This is a genomic window from Shewanella sp. 1CM18E, assembly GCF_023161665.1.
In the GTDB taxonomy this organism is placed as follows: Bacteria; Pseudomonadota; Gammaproteobacteria; order Enterobacterales; family Shewanellaceae; genus Shewanella.
In genome coordinates this window covers 125,860-146,137 of sequence record NZ_JALNTW010000001.1, presented here as the reverse complement: position 1 = coordinate 146,137, position 20,278 = coordinate 125,860, and the positions used below count along the sequence as shown (strand labels likewise).

The window sequence follows — 20,278 nt, the reverse complement described above, 5'->3', positions numbered from 1 at the left end:
AGCGGCAAAAAAATTGCCGCTATTTTAGCCATTCTTATGGCAAGTTTGTGATGAGTTTTGCTAATTGTTCGAGGGTTAATTCATCAATTACAACGTCTTGCGTTGTGGTTTGTTCTGTCCTGTTATTTAACCATTTAAATGCGAAACTGCGGGAGGACTGTCTATGCTTTATAGGCTCGAAAAGCTCAATGGCAAGGCTGTTATCCGCTGCAAGCTGATGTTTAAACTGCTCGATTTGCTGCTGTAATGACATGGGCAGCAGATAAAGTGTTAAGTGTTTGCCATCGTGTTTTAATGCGTCAATAAAAGCCTGCTCTTCATGGTATATTTGGCTATTTTGCGACCGTGTGGCTTGCAGAGTTTCCGTTGTCAGTACATGAAGTTGAGTACCTAAACCGTAGTGTTCCTGTAGCGCTGCCCCTAGCTTTACACTCAATTGATATAGTGCATCATTAGCGACTTGATAAGTACAATACAGTGATACCGACAGGTATTTCTGAGCTGCTTTTTTCTGTTTTACATGACCATTTATCAGCCTTAGAGAGGCTTCTTGTTTGAGAGTCTGTACGACCCACTTCAATGACACGATGGAATCGGCACTGTTTTGCGCATACCAACGTTGATATACCTGTTGCATAAAACGGTAGTCGGCATCAGTATCGACTGAAATCCTATGTTCTACGCCAGAGAAGTCATCACTGTCTTGGATTAATAATGGAGTTAGGCAATGGCATCTTTGATTAGCATAGCCGACATGCTCTTTCTCCATATCACTTACGCTATTCACAAACAGATTATCCCAACCTTGGCGAGTGTAAAATGCCATACCCTCATGTATAGAGCGCACATCTGGCGCTAGAGAAATACTATTGGCTTGTGGGTTTTGACGTAGTTGGTTCACAGCATGATCGATAAACTCAGGTTCAATTAGTGGGCAGTCCCCACAAATATAGACCACTATATCCGCTTGATACTGTTCGACGACGGCATTGATCCGTCCCATTAAGTCATTAACATCACCTGAGTAAGCGAGGCAATGGCTATTATCATTTGCCCAGTCTATGAGTGGCTGGTTGAATTCATCTAAAGTGGTAGCCAGTACGATATCTGTCAATGTTTGACAGCGATCTAGGCGGTTTTGAATATGCTGAATGATAGGCCTTCCGACAAGAGATAGAAGGTGCTTTCCTGGGAGGCGGCTTGAGTTTAGGCGAGCACCGACAATTGCTATAACGTTCATGGTTTAATTAATATCCGTTTTAAAACATGGAGTGATTTGATAGCTAAAGTTCAACAGCTCGCCATCAGCTTTGAGCGTTTCATCGGCCTCAGAAAGTGAAAACCAGGCACGATTTAAGTAACTATTATTTACCCTTTGGCTAGAAAGCATAGGCAGGGCGGCGCAAGACTGAGGTGACCAGCTGATCTTAAGACCTAGGTCGTCACAACCAGTGTAAAAGACACCTTCAGTTGCCCCTAAGGCACTATTTGCAGAAACAATTGATGAAACAGGGGTGCCATGGTTAAAGTCTTGCTCCGGGTGATATGTCTCCAGCAATTTGCCGCCATTGTGGCAGGCAAACCAATGGCGTTGTTTGCAGTTTAGGAGCGTAAGGTAACCGAGTCTGATCGTTGCTTCCGGTCGATGTCGATTTTTAAAATCGAAACCACACTCAATTTGCTCGTTTTCGAGTCGATACCATTTAGTTAGTTTTCCCTGTAGTGTTGCTATCTCTGTACTGATGATCAGCCCTGTACTAGTGTGAGTAATATTAAACTGGGTTCGGCTTAAGTCTGTGACTCTGTCTCTCTCACAGTAGCGCTCTATAACTAAATGGTTAGAATAAAAATCAGCGGCATAGCTGATATGATCAAAATAGCCGTGGGCAAGCGTACCAATAATAGGCTTAAAGTTGTGACGAGCAAAAGCCAAAGACTTTATCGCCATGCCCCGTTTGCCATTAAGCACCAGCTTAATTTGAGGGTGCTCGACAGTGAGTATGTTGCGCTCGCTACAGTGATACACTTGATAGTCGCTATTCGCTTTACGGGTCGCTTCTAAATCTGCTTTTGGTGCAGTCTGGGTTGCCGTCATGGCAATGGGGTAACGGTCCAGTAAGTCTTGGTAGCGCTTATGTGTAAGATGTGTGCGTAAATCACTGGCCCAGAGGCGGCAAAGTTCTCGCCACTGCTGTTCACTGACGTGTTCTAATTCCTTTAGCTGTGAATACTTTCTATAACAGAGGCTGTTAATGCTGAGATCGTTTCGTCCCGATAGCGCCCAGCGGGTTACGTTATATTTTGCCTGTTTTTTTACCGAAATGGGATGGGCTGGGGTCTGGACCTTTAGTGTGCTGTATTCTTGAGTCGCAGATAATAGCTCGCTTGGCATAACCCAGCGGTATTTTTGTTGGGACTTAATTTGAGTGAATAACTGCTCAATGCGATGCCATTCATCGACAAAGAGTGTCGCTTCAGTATGAAAACGCCCTGGCCGGTAGTTGAAGACTTCGGCATCGCTGCCATACAGAGAAAATGCCGTTACGCCGCGGGTCTCTGTGTCTAGATATTCGAAATATTCGGTTAGGGTCATTTCATCATGGGCATAGCGCTGAAACTTTTGAAAAGCGACGGCATGGTTCCAGATCACTTTGATAGTCCGTCCAGAAGCTGCGACAAGTTGCTGCGGTTGATAGCGAGATGATTTGTCCCAATCTGTATTGTGCGAAAAGGGATTATCCCACTCAACAACAACGGCATCAAAGCCACAGTCGATATAGCAATCTAATAGACCCGCTGATACGGCCTGCTCATTAATGTAGGCAACTTTAGGTTGATAATTGAGGAGGGCTTGATAACTTTTTTGCCCAAGTGACAAGTTTTGTATATTCACTTCCCAAGGCAGTAATGGCCCAATAATTTGGCTATCTCCGCTGGCAATAAGCTCACAACATCCCTCTGTCAGTAGCACTTTAAATTTGTCGATCCAGCTAGAGTCAACTGCTTGAATGCATTCGAGAGTATAAGCTGTGAGTTCAATTCCCAAAGGGATATTATTGCGCTCAATTAAATGCAGTAACGGCCAGTAACACAGATTGAGTACTCGCTGATGTTCGCTAGTGTCGATAGAGGAAAACGCTAAGTTCAAATGGAAAATCGCGTAGACATTGGGGAGCGGGGTGTTGGCCATAGGGACTCTTAACGCAATAAAACTTTTTAACAGTAGACAGCTTTATCGCTGTCAGAGGGATTTTAGTTTAAGCATAAATGAGGTGATTCTCAATCACTAGTCACGGTAATAGTTTGACCTAAGATGGTGAATTGCAGTAATAAACTAACTTGAGCCATAGCTTTTAGCTACAGGTGTTTTGGTGTGCTAACAAATTAGCACCGACAAGCTACCGTTTAGGCAACAAAAGTGTTAAAAATGCTGTTTATTACGCAGTAAGCGACTAACTCACTTGATACTGTGATCTTTGTGTTATCTTGCTGATGGTATTTCCTTCATAGCCGCTAAATATAGGTACTAGAGCAATATGACTATTCAGCATGTGATGTTTCGCTGTGATGCATCAATTCAAGTCGGAATGGGCCATATCGTTCGTTGCATCTGCTTAGCTAATGCCTTTGTTGAGGCTGGTCATAGAGTCAGCTTTGTCGTTAATAACGATGCTATTGCTATGCAGGCATTAGCGGGTCATGGCTTTGATGTGCAGTTGTTTGAGCACATTGATTATATGCAATGGTGTCAGCAAGTGATTAAGCAACAATGCCCTGATATCTTTATCGGCGATATTCGTGACGGTCTGCCTTTGCAGGCCATAGCTATGATGCAACAAGCGAATATTTTGACCGTGGCTATCGATGAACCGAGTGACTATCGTTTAGGCTGCGATTTACTCTTTTATCCTCCGAGCCCATTAGTGGAAGCGTTAGATTGGCAAGGCTTTAATGGCAAGCGATATGTGGGGTGGGATTATTTATTGGTCAGAGAAGCATTTTTTGAGCCATTTTTAAAGCCCCGCAATCAACCGCGTAAGGTATTGGTTATGATGGGGGGGACCGATCCTCATCGTTTAACCAGCGCTGTTGTAGAGCGGTTACGACAGTTGGACAGCGAATTGTCTTTGCATGTCGTTATAAAGCAGAGTCACCCAGACTACATGTCATTGAGCCGCGAACAGCAGTTGTCTATGAGTGTAACTCTGTATTCTAATCTTGCGAATATGGCGGAGTTAATGCGGCAGATGGACTTTGCTGTTATCACTTTTGGCATGAGCGCGTATGAGCTTGCCGTACTAAATATTCCTGCTTGTCATATTTGTACTCAGCCCGATCACCATATCGCCAGCCAAAGTTTTGCCGAAAAACAGCTCGCCAGAGCCATTGATATGACAGAGTTGGACAAAATTTGTTTATTTGAATCCGAACCGTGCTCAATTCCCAATGGCATAGACAATATTATGAGTAAAATACTCACTGCGCGATTTTTGCAAGTCAATGACCCCTCCTTTAAAGGTTAATGAAAAGGTCGCTCTAGCTTCAACATTACTTTTGGTGTTTTTTATTCGTCAAAAAATTATCGGTATGCATTTTGCTTGTCACAGCGAAGAATGCGTAAAGGAGAAGTAAACATGGCTGGCACAAACAGCGATGCTCAACAGCACACTGGTAACGTCATCGACAATCGTCATGGCTTTAATGTTATCGATTGTGAAGTATGCGGTTTTAAGCATGTATCGCCAATGCCTACGGCACAGGAGTTGGAGCAGGTTTATCGAGAAGAGTATTACACTAAAGATAAGCCATTGTTTTTAAGTCAAAGCAAAGAGGACGCGATCTGGTGGGAACGTGTTTTTGCCGACCGATTTGATACTTTTGAAACGCATCTACCAACGGGCAATCGGCGCGTCTTTGATGTTGGCGCCGGTCCTGGATTTTTCTTACATCACGGTAAGCAACGAGGATGGGTCACTCAAGGTATTGAACCCTCCAAACAGGCGAGTGAGCACGCCAGAGAACTGGGAATCGATGTGGTAAGCGATTTTTTAAATCCTACCAGCGTAAAGCAATTTGAACCTTTTGATGTGGTTCATGCTTGTAATGTGCTCGAGCATATTCCTAACCCTATTGAGTTACTGGAGTGTATTCATTTACTCGTCAAGGATGGTGGGTTGGTCTGTATCTCAGTTCCCAATGATTACAATCCATTCCAAAAGACCGTTAGAGAGGTCGATGGACTTGAGCCTTGGTGGTTAGCACCTCCTCACCACCTGAATTATTTTGATGTCAGTTCTCTGACTCAATTGTTGAATAACTCTGGGTTTGATGTCTTCTTGAAAGAGTCTAGTTTCCCAATAGATATGTTCTTGTTGATGGGGGATAACTACGTCGGTAACGATGAGTTAGGCAGGGCTTGTCATAAGAAAAGAATGAAATTTGAAATGAGCCTGATCGAGTCTGGTCAGAATGATCTGAAAAGGGCTTGGTATCAATCTATGGCTGAAATCGGTGTCGGCAGAGAGATCTGCATCTACGCCCGTAAGCGCAGTTGCTAATGCAAAATGAAGCCGCTTCAATAGGAATTAACATGATAAAAACAAGAGTATTAGTGCAAGCCAGTTCACGCTCATGGGCTGGTGGCGTCGATATCTGTATGGGGATGGTCGAGGACGAGATTGCTGTTGTTCGTACCATTCGCCGTGTCTTGAGCCATTTTACCGATTTAGAAGTCGTCTTGGTTGCTCCTGAGTTCGATTATGGCGGAGAGCTCGATGAGATCGTTAAGCTTATCGATGATGAGCGTCTTTCTTTGTATTACGGCCACGATGCGAGCCCGCTTAATCGAATGATTGATGCTTGTTCAGATTTAGCCGATAGCGATTATGTGATCAGAGTCGATGGCATTCATTTTTGCTTCGACCCTCAGGCTAGTTTAGCGATGCTGGATATCGCCATCAGTGAGCAATTAGATTGTATCAAGTTACCCGATGATTTTCCTGTGCACTTTACCTCAGAAGTCTTTCGTATCGGTGCACTAAAAGCGATCAATGATGAACTCACTCAGCCTGAGGACGCCAAGTTTCTCGTGCACCCTAAGTGCTACTTTTCGATGAACGCTCAGCGATACAAAGTTAAGTTTTTAACTGAGTTACCAAGCTATTCAGATGAATATTTGACTGAGTGCCGCCGCTTAGCAACGCAAATTTATGCGATTCCGCGCCAAGAGGTGAATGAGCATCGTATTGTCTCTGGTGACAGATTGGGCTTTCATTACGAGCTCGCCTTGCAGCATCTCAAGCCTGATATGAAGATTATCGATATCGCCTGTGCCGATGGTTACGGGGTCAACATTATGGCGAGTCATTTAAAAGAGGTTCACGGCGCCGATTTAGACGAGTTGAGTGTCGAGTTTGCTAAGAAAAATAACAGTGCTGCTAATACCGAATATTTTGTTGAAGACATTACTAAGTTGTCTTTTGCAGATGAGTCCTACGACGCAGTTACCAGTTTTGAAACCCTTGAGCATGTTCCTGAGCATGAGTGCCTAAGCGAAATAAAGCGCGTGCTGAAACCTGGCGGTGTCTTAGTGTTAAGTACACCTCAAAATAGCATAGGCCATATCCCCGTTAACTCTTGCCACCTTATTGAATATTCTCTCGATGAGCTGCTGGCACTCGTTAACCAGTATTTTATTGTCGTCAAAGTGATCGGTATCAAAGCGGGCATTATTTATGACGAAACAGACCCCTATGGCACCAATACTGTGCTTATCTGCGTAAAGCCTAATAGTAAGGATTGATAATGAAAACCCATCAATTAGTCGTGCCGACTCTCAATGAACTGAAACAGCAGTCGGCGGCGCAATTAACCCAATTAGCCGAAGATATTAGGCAGTTTCTTATTAGCAATATTTCTGCGACTGGCGGACATATCGGCGCTAACTTATCAGTGGTAGAACTCACTGTTGCCATTCATGCACTCTTTAACTCTCCAGACGATAAAGTGATTTTTGATACGGGTCATCAAGGTTATACCCATAAGATTTTAACGGGACGCGTGGATAACTTTGCCACATTAAACCAATATCGCGGCATGAATCGTTTCGTAGCCAGAGATGAAAGCGAGCATGACGCAATCGATGCATCCCATGCAGGTACTTCACTCTCTATAGCGTCAGGCTATGCCAAAGCCCTTAAGCTGACTTCGCCAGCTAATTATGTTGTTTCTTTGATCGGTGACGGCTCGATGGTTGAGGGAATGGCTTTCGAAGGGCTTAATTATTGTGCTGAAGATAAAGACAGTAAGCTGGTCATTGTGCTTAACGATAATGAAATGGCAATTGCAAAGTCTGTTGGAGGAATGCGTAACCTTACAGCAGGGGAAAATTGGCAGAGCAATAGCCGAGCCTTCTTCGAAGGGATGGGCTTTGCCTATTTGTTAGTAGAAGATGGCCATGATATGCCGACTCTGCTTGAGCAGTTAGCTGCTGCGAAGCAATTAGCGCGGCCTGTGATTGTGCATGTTAAAACCGAGAAGGGGAAAGGTTTGGCCTGTGCGAAAGATCATCCTTACAAGATGCACTTCTCTATGCCGTTCGATGCTGCCACCGGCAAAGGTGCTGCAGCGACGGTAGTTGGGCGCACCTACGCGGTTGTTGCAGCTGAAGCACTTAAACAAAAGATGGCAACGGATGAAGATGTTTTTGCCATGACCCCAGCTACCCCTTATGCATCATCATTGGATGAGTGCTTAGCATTGTTTCCTGAGCGTGCACTGGATGTAGGAATGGCTGAGCAACAAGCGGTAGGTATGGCTTGTGGTCTAGCGCTGGGTGGCAAAAAGCCTGTCGTCTGTATGCAAACGACCTTCATGCAACGCGCCTACGATCAGCTTATTCATGATGCTTGTTATATGGATTTACCTGTGACGGTATTTGGCGTGCGTGCTGGCTTTGCTGGATATGATGGCGCGACCCACCACGGAATTTATGATATTCCCTATCTGCGCTCATTCCCGAATATGCAGTTGGTATACCCAGCAAGCTCTGCTGCATTAACAGAGTTGATTGAGAAGCGCCTCGCCAATCCCAAGGGTCCTATGGTGATCCTCTATCCCTATGAGCCTATTCCAGATCCAGAACCCGATGCCGGTTTGATTGAGCCTTGTGGTCTATCTGTCCCAGTGCAGGGCCGTGATGGTTACTTAGTCTGTTTGGGCAACCGGTTAGTTGCGGCATATGAGCTTAGAGCACTATTAGCTGCGCAGGGCAAAGACTACGGCATCATCTGTGTGCAATCGATTAAACCTTTCCCTGCAGAGCGTTTTATTGAGTTAGTTGCGCAAACAAAGCACCTGATAACACTTGAAGAAAGCGTGCTTAATGGCGGTTTTGGCTCTCTAGTGCTAGAAACCCTTGCTGATGCAAACATATCTATGCAGGTACTAAGAAGCGGCGTTGATGACAAGTTTGTTCATCCAGGCAGCAAAGATGAGTGCAGCGCCGAGTGCGGCATGATGCCAGGGCAGATCATTGAGCAAATTGCACAGCAATGGCCAAACTATTTAGGAGTGACCAAGTGATGCGTTTAGCTGGTAAAGTTGCGGTTATTACTGGATCTTCAAGAGGCATTGGCGCCGCGATCGCACAGGAGTATTGGGCTCAAGGAGCCAAGGTCGTAATCAATTATGTCCATAGTGAAGCGCAAGCTAAGGCGTTAGCCGATAAGCTTAATTTGGATGGACACAGTGCCATTGCTGTTAAGGCTGATGTTACTGAGCGAGCCGAGATAAAGCAGTTATTCGAACAGACTGTAGCCGCTTTTGGAAAGATCGATATCTTGGTCAACAATGCGGGGATCAATAAGCGCGGTTGGTTTGATGAAGTGACCGATGAAGCTTGGGACGAGATAATGGGAGTGAATCTTAAAGGACCTTTTATCTGTTGCCAAGAAGTGTTCCCTTACATGCAAGCGCAGCAAGGCGGTCGTATTATCAATATTTCATCAGTAGCCGGACAATACCATGGCCCTAAAACGGTTCACTATGCGGTATCTAAAGCAGGACTCAATAGCCTAACTAAAGTGATCGCACGATATGGGGCAGAGCACAATATTCTTGTTAATGCCGTTGCGCCTGGTATCGTTCGTACGGATCAAACCGCCGATGAGATAGATAGTCCTGCGGGGCAAAAAGTGATCGATATGACCTTGCTAAAGAAGGCGGCTCGTATGGAAGATATCACCAGTGCTTGTGTGATGTTAGCCTCTGATGAGCAGCAATATATGACTGCTCAAGTATTAGCTGTGAGTGGCGGTGCTATTTTAGGAGCTTAATAGATGTCGCTAGCTAAATGTCATAAAACAGTACTGCTACTTGGTGGCAGTCGTGATCAGCTGTTTTTGATCAAAACAGCGAACAAGATGGGCTTGTACACGGTCGTTGTCGATGCAAACCCTGACTCTCCCGGGTTTGCGATTGCCGATGATTATGCTGTTGTCAGTACCATGGACTTAGTAGCCTTAAAAGCTTTTGTCGATGACTACCAAGAGCGACAGCGAAAAATTGATGCCGTGTGCGTTATGGGCAGCGATATATCACAATATGTCGCTCAGCTGGCTGAACATATTCAGGTGCCGCATATTCCTATTGAAGCGGCCATGATTACCACTAATAAGCTTAAGATGAAGCAATGTTTTGAGCGCCACGGTGTCGCTATTCCTTGGTTTTGCTTATTAGAAAGTGCCGAGCATTTAGCGCAGATAGCAGCTAAAAGAGGCTTGCCGTTAATCATCAAGCCTCTCGACCGTTCTGGTGCCAGAGGTGTGTTTTTACTGACGCAGGGCTCGGATTTGTCAGCGCTTTATGACAAGGCTAAAAGAGAGTCTTTTGCTGGTGACGTGATGGTGGAGGAGTACCTTGCAGGGCCACAGATTAGCACCGAGACCATCATGTATCGTGGGCAAGCCTATACACCTGGTTATGTCGATCGTAACTACGAAATGTTAAGTCGGTTTGCACCCAATATTATTGAGAATGGTGGTTGGCAGCCAAGTTTAATTCAAGGTGAAAAAAGAGCTAAAGTGGAAGCCTTAATTGAGCAAGCGGCTTTGGCTCTTGGCCTAACAGATGGTGTGATTAAAGGCGATATTGTGTATACCGATGTAGGCCCTAAAATTATTGAGGTTGCAACTCGCCTAAGCGGTGGTGATTTTTCTGAAAGTCTAGTTCCTTTAGGCCTCGGGATAAATTATGTCGAGGCAGCACTTAACATTGCCTTGGGCGAGCCACCAGAGTTAGAGAAGCTAACGCCAATTATCGACCAAGCGGTAGCGAATCGTTACTTCTTTCCAAAGCCAGGAAAAGTCACGTCTATCTCGGGAATTGAAACTATTCAAGCTGAAGATTTTGTTAAGAAGCTTGAGATCTGGTATCAAGTGGGTGATGTGGTACCTGAAACCACAAGTCACGCGAGTCGGTTCGGAGTCTTTATCGTCACCGCCGATGATCGTCAACAATTGGAGCAGAGAGTCAACTGGGTGTATGACACCTTAAAAGTCTCAACCCTGTAGCGTTAACCTGAAAGCCCTTAAGTAGCAATAAGGGCTTAATTAGATGGTGCGTCTAATCTCTAAGCTAACCTTAGGATTAGGCAATAAAAGAGACGAACCATCATCGCTATGGAGTTATGCGTTGGTTCACATTGATTAGCTAGAAAGTGCCTATCTCTCCCATGTTAATGCAGGAGCTGATTGAGCGTCATGAGTACTATTTACAGCTTAATGAGCGAATAGCAGGGCAAGACAAAAAGCTGAAACAGCTTGTCGAGCAAAATGAAGATGCTCAACTGCTGAAGTCTATCCCTGAAAGCTTGCACGGATCTGTTTAAATGGACGTAAACCATCTTCGGGATCGGCGCGCCACTCTCTATCTGCAGTTTCACAGGGGACGAATTGTTTAATAGGGTTACCATCAATAGCATCTATCAGTTTTGCCCCCCGAATAACCGGTGCTATCTGCTGTGGAAGCCAGCAATGTCCAGCTGCATATTCAGCACCTTGCTCATCTAAATCGAGATGAAACTCAATGGTGTCAGCTTGCCACTTATGAATTGCTCGGTTAAGTACAGCGGGGGATACGGTGTGATCAGACCAACCGACTTTCACCCCATATCTTTCTCTAAATGTTTGTAAAACAGCTAAGTTACATTGGTCTTCAGGGGTGGGATAAGCTGAAACACAATGCAATAGCGTAATATCATCGGCACCATGTTGTTTAAGCGTTGCAATCGCACCATCTATCTCTTCAATGGTTGCCATGCCGCTGGAGATCACAACAGGCAATTGGGTCTTGGCGCACTCAATTAATAAGTCTGTCCAAAGCAGCTCATAAGAGGCAATTTTGAAAAAATGTACATAAGGCTCAAGCTCTTTTACTGCTTTTAAATAAAAAGGCGTACAAGAAAACTGAATATTAAAATGCTCACAGGCTTCACGTAATGCTGGAATAAATTCAACAGGAAGTTCCCACTCTTTTCTGGCGCGATGCATTTCACTTTTCTCTAGAATTTCACTCGAGAAAAGCTGATCAATTTTAAAGAGCTGGAATTTGACCGCGTCACAGCCAATTGCGGCAGAAGTTTCAATAAATTCAATACAACGATCTAAACTTTTATGGTGGTTGCTAGACACTTCTGCAATAAATAACGGCTGACTCATACTTGGTGATTCCTAATGCTAAACTTGTCCATTTGCGCTTATTGGTCTTACGGGTTTACAGCAATTGTATAGGCTGATAAATGCGCGTAATCATATCACACTCAAACTTGATAACTTTGCTGAGTATTCAAAGCGATAATTTATACCAATCTTTAGGTAATACTATCGGCGGCGAAACCAATAAATTTAGCATTGTTGGAATTTAAACAGGGTTTTCAGGACATCAAATTAGATGATGCTGGCTTAGCAATAGTGAAGCGACACTACTTCATTAGCGCGAGATCTGGCTGATAATCACTAAATGCATATACAAAGGCATGTATATGGTCTCCCCACAGGGACTCGAACCCCGATCGATCGCTTAGGAGGCGACTGCTCTATCCTGTTGAGCTATAGGGAGACGATGTCGATTATACTGGTTTTGACTTAGATGAAAAGGCCAGATGAAAACTCTTTAAATTTAATTGCTTAATTAATGTTCGTTAGCCGTGTTTTTTAAAAAGAATGATTCATCCTATGGCGATTTTTATCAACTTCATATTGCCTCTTTTGTGAGTTTATGGACTCTTGAGCGCATATTTATGAGGTTATTCGATAACTATGCGCTTAATCATTGTATTTTTAGATTACATTTTTATGGCTAAATCACTAAGTTGTACATTAAGTGATGCCGCTATGCCTTCAAGTTCAGCGGTTGCGCTTTGCTGACTCACTTGGTCAATAGTGATGCTTGCTCTGCTCTTACTGGCCACTGCACGCATATTATCTAATCTGTCAGGCATGTTTTGCTGTAAAACAATCTGTAATTTATCACCAACTCTAACGCCATGCTGGCGCCCGAGGTTAATGATAATTCTATCGCCCTGCCTAGATACCACTTGCCCGAGTAGCGGTCGGCAATTTAGATTTTCATCAATGTCATGGCTAACTTGCGTGAGCACTTGGTCAATAGCTTCACCATATTCGGATTGCCAAAATAGTTCGCTATTTGAGTTCACGGTTTGCTGACGTTTAAATTCCCACTCGGCAGTTTCTCTGTATTGTTGGCTCCAGATTTTTTCGCCGCTAATAGCATGAAATAGTGAAACGCGGATTTGGAACGTACGTAGTGGGTCGTTATCCCACAGGCCTAGCGTGCTAGTAAATGGCTCGGTTGAAATATCAATGATTTCAGGCAATAGAATATATTGGCTATCGGTTATTTCACCTAGCCAAGTTGGCAGTCTATAGCCGCGAACATCCACTAACTCCTGCGCAATATCTAGACGCTCATTGGCATGCACTAACGGAAAGCCTGTATTAGATTGTTGAGTTAACGTCTCGGCTAAGCGCTCAGATAAGTTTTGTTCGAACAAGCCCAAATTGCCGTATCTTAACTGGGTGCGATCTTTGATCAGTGATTGCGGAATTAAGATTGCGGCCTTTAAGTCTCCAAGGCGACAGGTTGACTCGATAGGTTCGATTAAATCGAGTCTGATATTGACTGTCAGTACATTACTATCAATTTGCTCAGAAATCAGTTCGACGTTTTGGCTTTGGGCCTCATGGGCAAGGGTAAATGAGTCATCGATAAGTTGGCCATTATTGACTGTTTGCTGGCTTGTAAATTGAGCTCCAGATTTTAAAGTGGCATAACTTACCGCCTGATGAATGGCATCTTCACGTGCTTGCGCTACATCGTTATTAATTATCTCAGCTTGACCTGTCACAGAGATCCACTTGGCTTCTGCTGTGGGTATTATGCTTGATGCTGTTAAGCATAAAAAAATGGTAAGTGAATATAGCGTTGATCTCATCTCTGCTTCCAATAGTTAAAGCCAATTCTTTTGGGGCAAACGTCGCTTATCTGACACTAGCGCCTCATTCCAATGGTTAAGCAAATTTTGTGCCTGTAATACCAATCAGTATAAACATTTAGTCACTCAGCGAGAGTTTAGCGGTTTTGAGGCAAGGTCATTAAGTGCTCCTGCTTTAATGACATTCGCGGCATCCATGCAGCTCGCAACGAATGAAGAGCATAGTTGAACTAGGTTCAAGTTCCCTCTTTGTTTGTTAAGAGTCACAGCATCAGAATCGCTAAAACTCGCCATTCTGGAACGTTTTTGGCTGCCTACTTCTGCGTTAAATAACTTCACAAGGGAGCAACCATTCTTTCAGTTATTCGTCTTGAATTAGATTGCCAAAAATCGTTCTGAGCTGATCAAATTCTTATACTGATTGGTATAATACACGCTCACATCACTTTGCTAGCTACAGGCTGAGGATTTTCTAGAAATAGTCGCGAAAGCCAAGGGGCGTAGATGAAATACAAAACCAATAAAGTTATTTGGATTGCTGCCGATAACAGCATATAGAGTGAAACTCAGACTTGAGCAGACGCTAGCAACCTTGGTTGGCTTTTTGTTTAGGTTTTCTATTTGCAGTGAATAGCTATGACTATTGGCGCTACAAAAAGGCGTAAGAAAGTATGTATAAAACTATGATTTGTTTACCTGTGCTGTTTGCCTTAGGTTGTCAAACAATGTCACAGGATGAGGCACAACAATTAGAGAACAGTAGTTTACCGCAAACCAGTGCTGTTAATACTATCTCACAGCAAATAGTAAACAGTTTGACATTACAAAACGATAGTCTACGTCCAGATCAGCCGATAATTGTTACAACACCAGTACTATTAGATGATTTACAAACAACCAATGCACTTGGTTTGCAACTGCAACAAGGTTTGATTGCTGCAATGCATCAAAAGCAGTTTAATCTAGTGGATACTAATGTTGCTGAAGCGCTAAGAGTGACACCAAGCGGAGATTTCATTTTAACTCGAGATTGGCAGCAATTACCGGCTGATCTTGCGGTTGAACATGCGGTTGTTACTACGATGAGTTTATCAAGCGCGGGTATGGCGATTAATAGCCGTATAGTGAATGTGACGAACAATAGAGTAGTGTCAGCTGCGCAGGGCTTTATTAATTCAACAGCCATGAATGACTATATAAAGCCTTCAGAAACCGTTGTTTCAGCTCATGGACTTTTATATCGAAATGCTCAGGCAGCGCAAACAGTAACGGTTGTGGGAGATAAATAAATGAAAGCGATGTTATGTGTTTGCTTTGCGTTAATGCTAGCGGGCTGTGCAGCTCAAGACCGTTATGTTCAGTATGAAACTGAAGCGCCAAAATCATTTCCTAAGTTAACTGCCATAGGTTATGCATCACTTGATGTTCAACCTGCTACAGAGCAATCTCAACGAGTGTTAATGGCAATGCAGGCATCAAAAATTGCCGCTTACCGTGAACTTGCAGAGCAAGTTTATGGGCAGCAGTTAAGCGCTAATAGCCAAGTGAGTGATTGGATGTTGACCGCTGATGAGGTTCAGGCGTCAGTGTCAGGGATTATTCGCGGTGCTAAAGTCGTAAAAAGCTACCCAGCAGGTGAGCATTATGTGACTGAGTTAGAGCTAGATTTCGAACAAGTATGGGCGCTCTATCAACAGCAACACCGTTCGCAGCGAGTAAAGCAAGTTACGTATTTTTAAGAGATAGGGCGTTCGCAAGCTCACTTCGAGGACCTAGGGTGGACTTCGTCCTTCTAGGTGCTAGGAAAAACACAAGCAAAGACAAAGACAGACATTCTTATACTGATTGGTATTAACTTTTACTTAGGATTTAGAAGTCGCAACGCGACGCCCTCGAAGTGACGTAGTCACGTCCTAGTAGCGAAGCGTCCTTCTCAACAGCCTCAGTTTTACGCTTGCAGGTTATTACCTAAAGTTGAAATACTCGAGGTTTTACCTTTGCCATCATAGGTCAAGCTCGATGCATTTCTACTGACTTGCAAAGCTTGTGAGAACCGATTCAAGCTGGCTAAACTTAATTCGATTAATGATTCGTTTTCAGCATTAAGCTGTTGGCATTGCGCTAACAAAGCTTTAGCACTGCTCACTTGTGCAATTAGCTCGGCATCGGTTTTAAGTAAGTCAAGGTCAGGTTGCGCTGCAATCATCTCATCATTGTGCTTTAGGCTACTGAGTAAGTTTGCCTTGGTGCTGGCAAGCGCTAGCAAAGCATCGGCTTTTTGCTCATGCAATGCCTGCTTTTCTTGGCTTATCACTGCGTTTAGCTCAGTCAACACTTGGTGTTGCGAGCTAAGAAGTTGAGATAGATTTGTCATATTGCCTTGCTCAATTAGTCATGTTTGCCGCTAAAACTAGCTTAAGTCTTTAAGCTCATTTTCAAAGTTAGCAATGTTAGATGCAAGCTTATCAGGATCGATTTTGTAACGCCCTTCAGCAATTGCAGCCTTAATTTCATTTATTTTGTTTTGATCAACATCGGGCATATCGGCCATCTTCGTTTGCACGTTTTGAATTTGTTGAGCTTGAGCTGTAATAGACACTGAATCGCTTTTTTGAGGCGTCGGTGCTGCGCTAGCTGGAGCCGTTTGTGCGGGCGTTCCTTTTGCGCTTGTCCCTGTGCCAATTCGAGAATTGGCATGAGGGTTTACTTGTTTAATATCAATAGCCATTTTGAGATCCAACATTTTATAAAAAGAGTTTCTTACACATGCTATCGGCAGCATGATTGATTACTTTAGGCTTATTTTACATTCTTACTTCAACTTGGCCAACGGCAGTGACTTGTGCATCAAGGCTTTTATGAGAGTGGCTGTTCTTAATTCTAATTTTATCGCCAACATTGCCATCATGAAGGGCTTCGCCGACGGTTTTAATCACAAAGTTGTCTGAGCGGGCATAAATAGAAACGCTATCACCTTTACAGATAATACATAGCTGATTTTCAAAAATTGGCTGCCCAGGTACCACTCGCCTTTTTAGTCTAGCACCTACCACTTCAGACAAGTCTTCAAATTGGTGACCACGTAAGCTCGTTTGGTCTATGTATTCTATTGCTAGATCGCTCTCTGAGAGTAAATCACCGGGTCCCATTGTCGATTTAGCCACAACTACGGGGTAAAGGATATCAGCCCTAACGGATAGGAATATTTGCCACGGGTAACTTAAATCCGGGCTATTACAGCTGATTTTGACTGTATTAGTGCGCTTGATATCACGATTACTGGCAATTTCAGCCGTGATTGGTGGGTAGCAGTTTGGCAAATTGACTCGGGTGTCGAGGCTTTGTGGAGTGATCTGAATTTTGGCTTTTTCAGGCGCTTGAATTTTTTCTTCAACAGCAGCTATAGCTAATCGAGATAAGGTCGATATAGAAGGGATACTTGCTGGCTCGACTGCATATGTACGAGCAGATAACAAAATCGCGATTAAAACTAACCCAAAGTACAAATTCCTAATGAATGCAATTGCTTGATTCGCTAGAATGCTTCTGTATGGTGTAATTTTTGGGGCAGCAGTCATTGTTATCCTTATATATTGTGAGCGTCATTAGATTGTCGTGCTAGCTCATTGACCATCATTAAGCAAGTTGTGTGCCGAATACTGCAGTAGCAAATATCACCTGTATTACATAGCAAAAGGTGTATTTGCGTAACATTATCAAATGAAACAGATATAAACCTATATAAATAGGTAACAAGGCAAAAAATTGTATGTCGAATATTCTTGAATCAGTAAACAAACGAACTCAATTGGTTGGGCAAAACCGCCTAGAGTTATTGTTATTTAAGCTTAATGGACGCCAACGATTCGGCATTAACGTGTTTAAAGTAAAAGAAGTGCTACAGTGCCCGCCCTTAACTAACTTGCCTAAGCTTAACTCTAAAGTTCGTGGCGTAGCACATGTTCGCGGCATGACTATTTCAGTCATTGATTTAAGTGCGGCAACAGGTGGCCGCCCAATAGAGAACATCGAAAACAGTTTCATTATTATTTCTGAATATAACCGCAGTATCCAAGGCTTCTTGGTGAGCTCTGTTGAGCGCATCATTAATATGAACTGGGAAGCGATTATGCCTCCGCCTCAAGGGGCTGGTAAGTTTTCTTACCTAACAGCGGTAACTGAAATTGATAACGAATTGGTTGAGATTTTAGATGTTGAGAAAATCCTTGATGAGATCTCTCCTGTAAACACTAATACCAGTAAAGAGCTTGATGAAGCGTTAACGATTGATAGAGATAAGCATTATCATATTATGGTTATCGACGATTCATCGGTTGCTCGTAAGCAAATCATTCGCGCATTAACGTCACTTGATCTACAAATCGATACCGCTAAAGACGGTAAAGAAGCGCTAGATAAGCTAAGGGCAATTTCCGCTGAGCTAGACGATGTTTCAACAGAGATCCCACTGATTATTTCAGATATTGAAATGCCAGAAATGGATGGCTATACCTTAACTGCTGAAATCCGTGATGATCCTAAGCTTAAGAATATAAAAGTGGTGCTGCATACGTCATTAAGTGGTGTCTTTAACCAAGCCATGGTGCAGAAGGTTGGTGCTAATGACTTTATCGCTAAATTTAACCCAGACGAATTAGCAGCGGCCGTAAACAAGCACTTAAGTCTGTAATCTCGGTTACTTGGGGGCGAGGGCACTGTGGTTGACTTGTGTTTCTCTCCCCGCTGAGGTATAACGCTGCGTTCGTTTTTGGCTATTGCAGATACATCGGCGATAGTGCCAATGCGGTTTATTTTATTTAATTAGGATATAAGCGTGTCAAATAAATCTCTCGCTGAGAATGAGTACAATCAGTTTCGATTATTCTTGGAGCAGCATAGCGGTATTGTGCTGGGAGAAAATAAGCAGTATTTAGTGCGTAGCCGCTTAGCACCATTAATGGGTAAGTATAACTTACCGTCTTTATCTGATGTGGTTAAACACTCAATGAAACCTACTGAACGTCAATTGCGTACAGAGGTGATTGATGCCATGACCACTAACGAAACCTTGTGGTTTCGTGACCGCTATCCTTTCGAGTTATTAAGTAACTCAATTTTGCCAACTTTTAACCGCTTAGGTCGCCCAGTTAAAATATGGTCGGCAGCTTGTTCATCTGGTCAAGAGCCTTATTCTTTAGCAATGAGCGTGTTAGAACATCAGCAGCGTAAACCTGGTAGCTTGCCAAGTAGCGCAAGTATTCTAGCGACTGACTTATCGCCATCAATGCTAGAGCGTTGTAAAAATGCTGAATACGATAATTTAGCTCTTGGGCGCGGTTTGTCTGATGAGCGTAAGCGTCAGTTTTTTGATGCGTTACCATCGGGTAATATGGTGGTTAAGCCTAATGTAAAACGATTAGTTAACTTTAGAGCCCATAACTTACTTGAAAGTTACACCTTACTTGGCAAGTTCGACATTATCTTTTGCCGTAATGTATTGATCTATTTCTCTCCAGAGGCAAAGCGGAAGATTTTGCGGCAATTTGCTGCCGCACTAAACCCTAACGGCATTTTGTTCTTGGGGGCATCAGAGTCTATTGCTGGCCTGTCTGATGAATTTGATATGGTGCGCTGCAATCCTGGCATCTATTACCAAAAGCGCAGCTAGTGAGCGGCTTTAACTAAAATAAACGCGTCTATTATGACGCGTTTTTTGCATCTTGTTTGTGACCTTTTTTATCTATACCGTCCTTAACTTCTCGCAATTACCCTCTAAAAATCATAAATCGTTTATCCAGCTAATTTTTTGGCACAAGTATTGCTTTAATTTAGCAATGGAGCTTAGGAGGCAATTTTATGGCGATTAGTTTTGATAAAGCATTAGGTGTTCATCAACACACTTTGGGGATCCGTTCTCAACGTGCTGAAGTTTTGTCTTCAAATATAGCTAACGCCGATACGCCAAACTATAAAGCTCGTGATGTTGATTTTGCTAAAGCCATGACCGCAGCGCAGTCAAAGCAATCGGGTTTAACTATGGCTAAAAGTGATAGTAAACATTTTGATTTAGCAGCGCTAAGCCAGCAGCATGTGAGTTATCGCGTACCAAATCAACCCGATACAGGTGACGGTAATACTGTGGATATTCAGCAAGAGCAATCAGCGTTTATGCAAAACGCACTAGAGTATCAAATGTCATTAGGCTTTTTAGACGGGAAGTTCTCCGGTATGAAAAAAGCGATTAGAGGCGATTAATTATGAGCTTATTTAATATTTTTAATGTAGCAGGTTCAGGTATGTCAGCTCAGTCTGTGCGCTTGAACACTACGGCCAGTAATATTGCTAACGCTGATTCAGTCTCAAGTAGTGTTGGAGAGACATACCGCGCCCGTCACCCAATTTTTGAAGCCGAGATGAGCAAGGCACAGCAACATCAAAGTGCGTCTGCATCTGTTGCCGTTAAGGGCATTGTTGAAAGCGACTTGCCACTTAATAAAGAATTTGCGCCAGATCACCCAATGGCCGACACCGATGGCTTTATTTATAAGCCTAATGTCAATGTTATGGAGGAAATGGCGAATATGATCTCGGCTTCTCGCTCTTATCAAATGAACGTACAAGTCACTGAAGCTGCAAAATCAATGCTTCAGCAGACTCTTAGAATAGGCAAATAAACTCAGTGAAAGCTGGAGGTAAATTTTGAGCCTTATTAATCCGCTTGGCGGAACATCGGCAGCGCCAGGGGCAACCCAAGTTGGTGGGATC

19 protein-coding genes, 1 tRNA gene and 1 pseudogene are annotated in these 20,278 nt (G+C 43.4%); 13 read left to right on the top strand and 8 right to left on the bottom strand.

The window, feature by feature from the left end; all coding sequences use genetic code 11:
• Positions 1-34 precede the first annotated feature (34 nt).
• The gene (locus tag MSG37_RS00670) at positions 35-1,240 is read right to left on the bottom strand and encodes an NTP transferase domain-containing protein (protein WP_248468657.1); all 1,206 of its coding nucleotides are present in this window, start codon (positions 1,238-1,240) and stop codon (positions 35-37) included.
• Between the two features lie 3 nt (positions 1,241-1,243).
• Positions 1,244-3,190 (bottom strand): glycoside hydrolase, encoded by a 1,947-nt coding sequence (locus MSG37_RS00665; RefSeq protein ID WP_248468656.1) that lies wholly within the window; start codon positions 3,188-3,190, stop codon positions 1,244-1,246.
• A gap of 346 nt (positions 3,191-3,536) precedes the next feature.
• Here MSG37_RS00665 and MSG37_RS00660 point away from each other — a divergent pair, with 346 nt between their 5' ends.
• From MSG37_RS00660 to MSG37_RS00630, 7 genes and pseudogenes are all read left to right on the top strand, one after another.
• Complete coding sequence (locus MSG37_RS00660; protein WP_248468655.1) at positions 3,537-4,523, top strand: hypothetical protein; 987 nt, start codon at positions 3,537-3,539, stop codon at positions 4,521-4,523.
• Positions 4,524-4,634: 111 nt separating this feature from the next.
• Entirely contained in the window at positions 4,635-5,558 is a 924-nt protein-coding gene (locus MSG37_RS00655) for a class I SAM-dependent methyltransferase (RefSeq protein ID WP_248468654.1), read from the top strand.
• Positions 5,559-5,590: 32 nt separating this feature from the next.
• Positions 5,591-6,802 (top strand): methyltransferase domain-containing protein, encoded by a 1,212-nt coding sequence (locus MSG37_RS00650; RefSeq protein WP_248468653.1) that lies wholly within the window; start codon positions 5,591-5,593, stop codon positions 6,800-6,802.
• A 2-nt stretch (positions 6,803-6,804) separates the two neighbouring features.
• Positions 6,805-8,583, top strand: a complete 1,779-nt coding sequence (locus MSG37_RS00645) for a 1-deoxy-D-xylulose-5-phosphate synthase (RefSeq protein ID WP_248468652.1) — start codon at positions 6,805-6,807, stop codon at positions 8,581-8,583.
• The gene (locus MSG37_RS00640) at positions 8,583-9,335 is read left to right on the top strand and encodes a 3-oxoacyl-ACP reductase family protein (RefSeq protein ID WP_248469121.1); all 753 of its coding nucleotides are present in this window, start codon (positions 8,583-8,585) and stop codon (positions 9,333-9,335) included. Before MSG37_RS00645 ends, MSG37_RS00640 begins: the two co-directional genes overlap by 1 nt.
• A 3-nt stretch (positions 9,336-9,338) precedes the next feature.
• Positions 9,339-10,571 carry an ATP-grasp domain-containing protein gene (locus MSG37_RS00635; protein ID WP_248468651.1) on the top strand — a complete coding sequence of 411 codons (1,233 nt, stop codon included), beginning with the start codon at positions 9,339-9,341 and terminating at the stop codon, positions 10,569-10,571.
• Positions 10,572-10,714: 143 nt separating this feature from the next.
• Positions 10,715-10,864 (top strand): annotated as a pseudogene (locus tag MSG37_RS00630) (IS110 family transposase); the annotation flags it as partial.
• On the opposite strand, the gene MSG37_RS00625 reads toward MSG37_RS00630, so the two are convergent.
• From MSG37_RS00625 to MSG37_RS00615, 3 genes are all read right to left on the bottom strand, one after another.
• On the bottom strand, positions 10,857-11,717 hold the full coding sequence (locus MSG37_RS00625; RefSeq protein ID WP_248468650.1) for an N-acetylneuraminate synthase family protein: 861 nt from the start codon (positions 11,715-11,717) through the stop codon (positions 10,857-10,859). The pseudogene MSG37_RS00630 and the gene MSG37_RS00625 overlap by 8 nt on opposite strands.
• A gap of 324 nt (positions 11,718-12,041) precedes the next feature.
• Positions 12,042-12,117 (bottom strand) — tRNA-Arg (locus tag MSG37_RS00620).
• 226 nt (positions 12,118-12,343) lie between these two features.
• Positions 12,344-13,513, bottom strand: coding sequence for a flagellar assembly protein FlgT (locus MSG37_RS00615; RefSeq protein WP_248468649.1), 1,170 nt, complete (start codon positions 13,511-13,513; stop codon positions 12,344-12,346).
• Between the two features lie 671 nt (positions 13,514-14,184).
• Here MSG37_RS00615 and MSG37_RS00610 point away from each other — a divergent pair.
• Together MSG37_RS00610 and MSG37_RS00605 are read left to right on the top strand one after the other, a co-directional pair.
• Positions 14,185-14,802 (top strand): FlgO family outer membrane protein, encoded by a 618-nt coding sequence (locus MSG37_RS00610; protein WP_248468648.1) that lies wholly within the window; start codon positions 14,185-14,187, stop codon positions 14,800-14,802.
• Positions 14,803-15,252, top strand: a complete 450-nt coding sequence (locus tag MSG37_RS00605; RefSeq protein ID WP_248468647.1) for an LPP20 family lipoprotein — start codon at positions 14,803-14,805, stop codon at positions 15,250-15,252.
• 209 nt (positions 15,253-15,461) lie between these two features.
• On the opposite strand, the gene MSG37_RS00600 is transcribed toward MSG37_RS00605, so the two are convergent.
• The 3 genes from MSG37_RS00600 to flgA all read right to left on the bottom strand — a co-directional run bounded on the left by MSG37_RS00600 (position 15,462) and on the right by flgA (position 17,091).
• Positions 15,462-15,887, bottom strand: a complete 426-nt coding sequence (locus tag MSG37_RS00600; protein ID WP_248468646.1) for a flagellar protein FlgN — start codon at positions 15,885-15,887, stop codon at positions 15,462-15,464.
• Positions 15,888-15,923: 36 nt separating this feature from the next.
• Positions 15,924-16,241 (bottom strand): flagellar biosynthesis anti-sigma factor FlgM, encoded by a 318-nt coding sequence (gene flgM / locus MSG37_RS00595; RefSeq protein WP_248468645.1) that lies wholly within the window; start codon positions 16,239-16,241, stop codon positions 15,924-15,926.
• 76 nt (positions 16,242-16,317) lie between these two features.
• On the bottom strand, positions 16,318-17,091 hold the full coding sequence (gene flgA / locus MSG37_RS00590; RefSeq protein WP_248468644.1) for a flagellar basal body P-ring formation chaperone FlgA: 774 nt from the start codon (positions 17,089-17,091) through the stop codon (positions 16,318-16,320).
• Positions 17,092-17,282: 191 nt separating this feature from the next.
• Between flgA and MSG37_RS00585 the strand changes: the two genes are divergently transcribed.
• The 4 genes from MSG37_RS00585 (at position 17,283) to flgC (ending at position 20,187) form a co-directional block, all read left to right on the top strand.
• Positions 17,283-18,203 (top strand): chemotaxis protein CheV, encoded by a 921-nt coding sequence (locus tag MSG37_RS00585; protein WP_248468643.1) that lies wholly within the window; start codon positions 17,283-17,285, stop codon positions 18,201-18,203.
• Between the two features lie 138 nt (positions 18,204-18,341).
• The gene (locus MSG37_RS00580; RefSeq protein ID WP_248469120.1) at positions 18,342-19,181 is read left to right on the top strand and encodes a protein-glutamate O-methyltransferase CheR; all 840 of its coding nucleotides are present in this window, start codon (positions 18,342-18,344) and stop codon (positions 19,179-19,181) included.
• Between the two features lie 188 nt (positions 19,182-19,369).
• The gene (gene flgB / locus MSG37_RS00575; protein ID WP_248468642.1) at positions 19,370-19,768 is read left to right on the top strand and encodes a flagellar basal body rod protein FlgB; all 399 of its coding nucleotides are present in this window, start codon (positions 19,370-19,372) and stop codon (positions 19,766-19,768) included.
• 2 nt (positions 19,769-19,770) lie between these two features.
• Positions 19,771-20,187 (top strand): flagellar basal body rod protein FlgC, encoded by a 417-nt coding sequence (flgC, locus tag MSG37_RS00570; protein ID WP_028768665.1) that lies wholly within the window; start codon positions 19,771-19,773, stop codon positions 20,185-20,187.
• The last annotated feature ends 91 nt before the right edge of the window (positions 20,188-20,278 follow it).

Coding starts and splice junctions, on each gene's coding strand:
- MSG37_RS00670 (WP_248468657.1), bottom strand. CDS start 1,240: ATGAACGTTATAGCAATTGTCGGTGCTCGCCTAAACTCAAGCCGCCTC.
- MSG37_RS00605 (WP_248468647.1), top strand. CDS start 14,803: ATGAAAGCGATGTTATGTGTTTGCTTTGCGTTAATGCTAGCGGGCTGT.
- MSG37_RS00645 (WP_248468652.1), top strand. CDS start 6,805: ATGAAAACCCATCAATTAGTCGTGCCGACTCTCAATGAACTGAAACAG.
- flgM (WP_248468645.1), bottom strand. CDS start 16,241: ATGGCTATTGATATTAAACAAGTAAACCCTCATGCCAATTCTCGAATT.
- flgC (WP_028768665.1), top strand. CDS start 19,771: ATGAGCTTATTTAATATTTTTAATGTAGCAGGTTCAGGTATGTCAGCT.
- MSG37_RS00665 (WP_248468656.1), bottom strand. CDS start 3,190: ATGGCCAACACCCCGCTCCCCAATGTCTACGCGATTTTCCATTTGAAC.
- MSG37_RS00610 (WP_248468648.1), top strand. CDS start 14,185: ATGTATAAAACTATGATTTGTTTACCTGTGCTGTTTGCCTTAGGTTGT.
- MSG37_RS00635 (WP_248468651.1), top strand. CDS start 9,339: ATGTCGCTAGCTAAATGTCATAAAACAGTACTGCTACTTGGTGGCAGT.
- MSG37_RS00600 (WP_248468646.1), bottom strand. CDS start 15,887: ATGACAAATCTATCTCAACTTCTTAGCTCGCAACACCAAGTGTTGACT.
- MSG37_RS00655 (WP_248468654.1), top strand. CDS start 4,635: ATGGCTGGCACAAACAGCGATGCTCAACAGCACACTGGTAACGTCATC.
- MSG37_RS00660 (WP_248468655.1), top strand. CDS start 3,537: ATGACTATTCAGCATGTGATGTTTCGCTGTGATGCATCAATTCAAGTC.
- MSG37_RS00615 (WP_248468649.1), bottom strand. CDS start 13,513: ATGAGATCAACGCTATATTCACTTACCATTTTTTTATGCTTAACAGCA.
- flgB (WP_248468642.1), top strand. CDS start 19,370: ATGGCGATTAGTTTTGATAAAGCATTAGGTGTTCATCAACACACTTTG.
- flgA (WP_248468644.1), bottom strand. CDS start 17,091: ATGACTGCTGCCCCAAAAATTACACCATACAGAAGCATTCTAGCGAAT.
- MSG37_RS00625 (WP_248468650.1), bottom strand. CDS start 11,717: ATGAGTCAGCCGTTATTTATTGCAGAAGTGTCTAGCAACCACCATAAA.
- MSG37_RS00650 (WP_248468653.1), top strand. CDS start 5,591: ATGATAAAAACAAGAGTATTAGTGCAAGCCAGTTCACGCTCATGGGCT.
- MSG37_RS00640 (WP_248469121.1), top strand. CDS start 8,583: ATGCGTTTAGCTGGTAAAGTTGCGGTTATTACTGGATCTTCAAGAGGC.
- MSG37_RS00585 (WP_248468643.1), top strand. CDS start 17,283: ATGTCGAATATTCTTGAATCAGTAAACAAACGAACTCAATTGGTTGGG.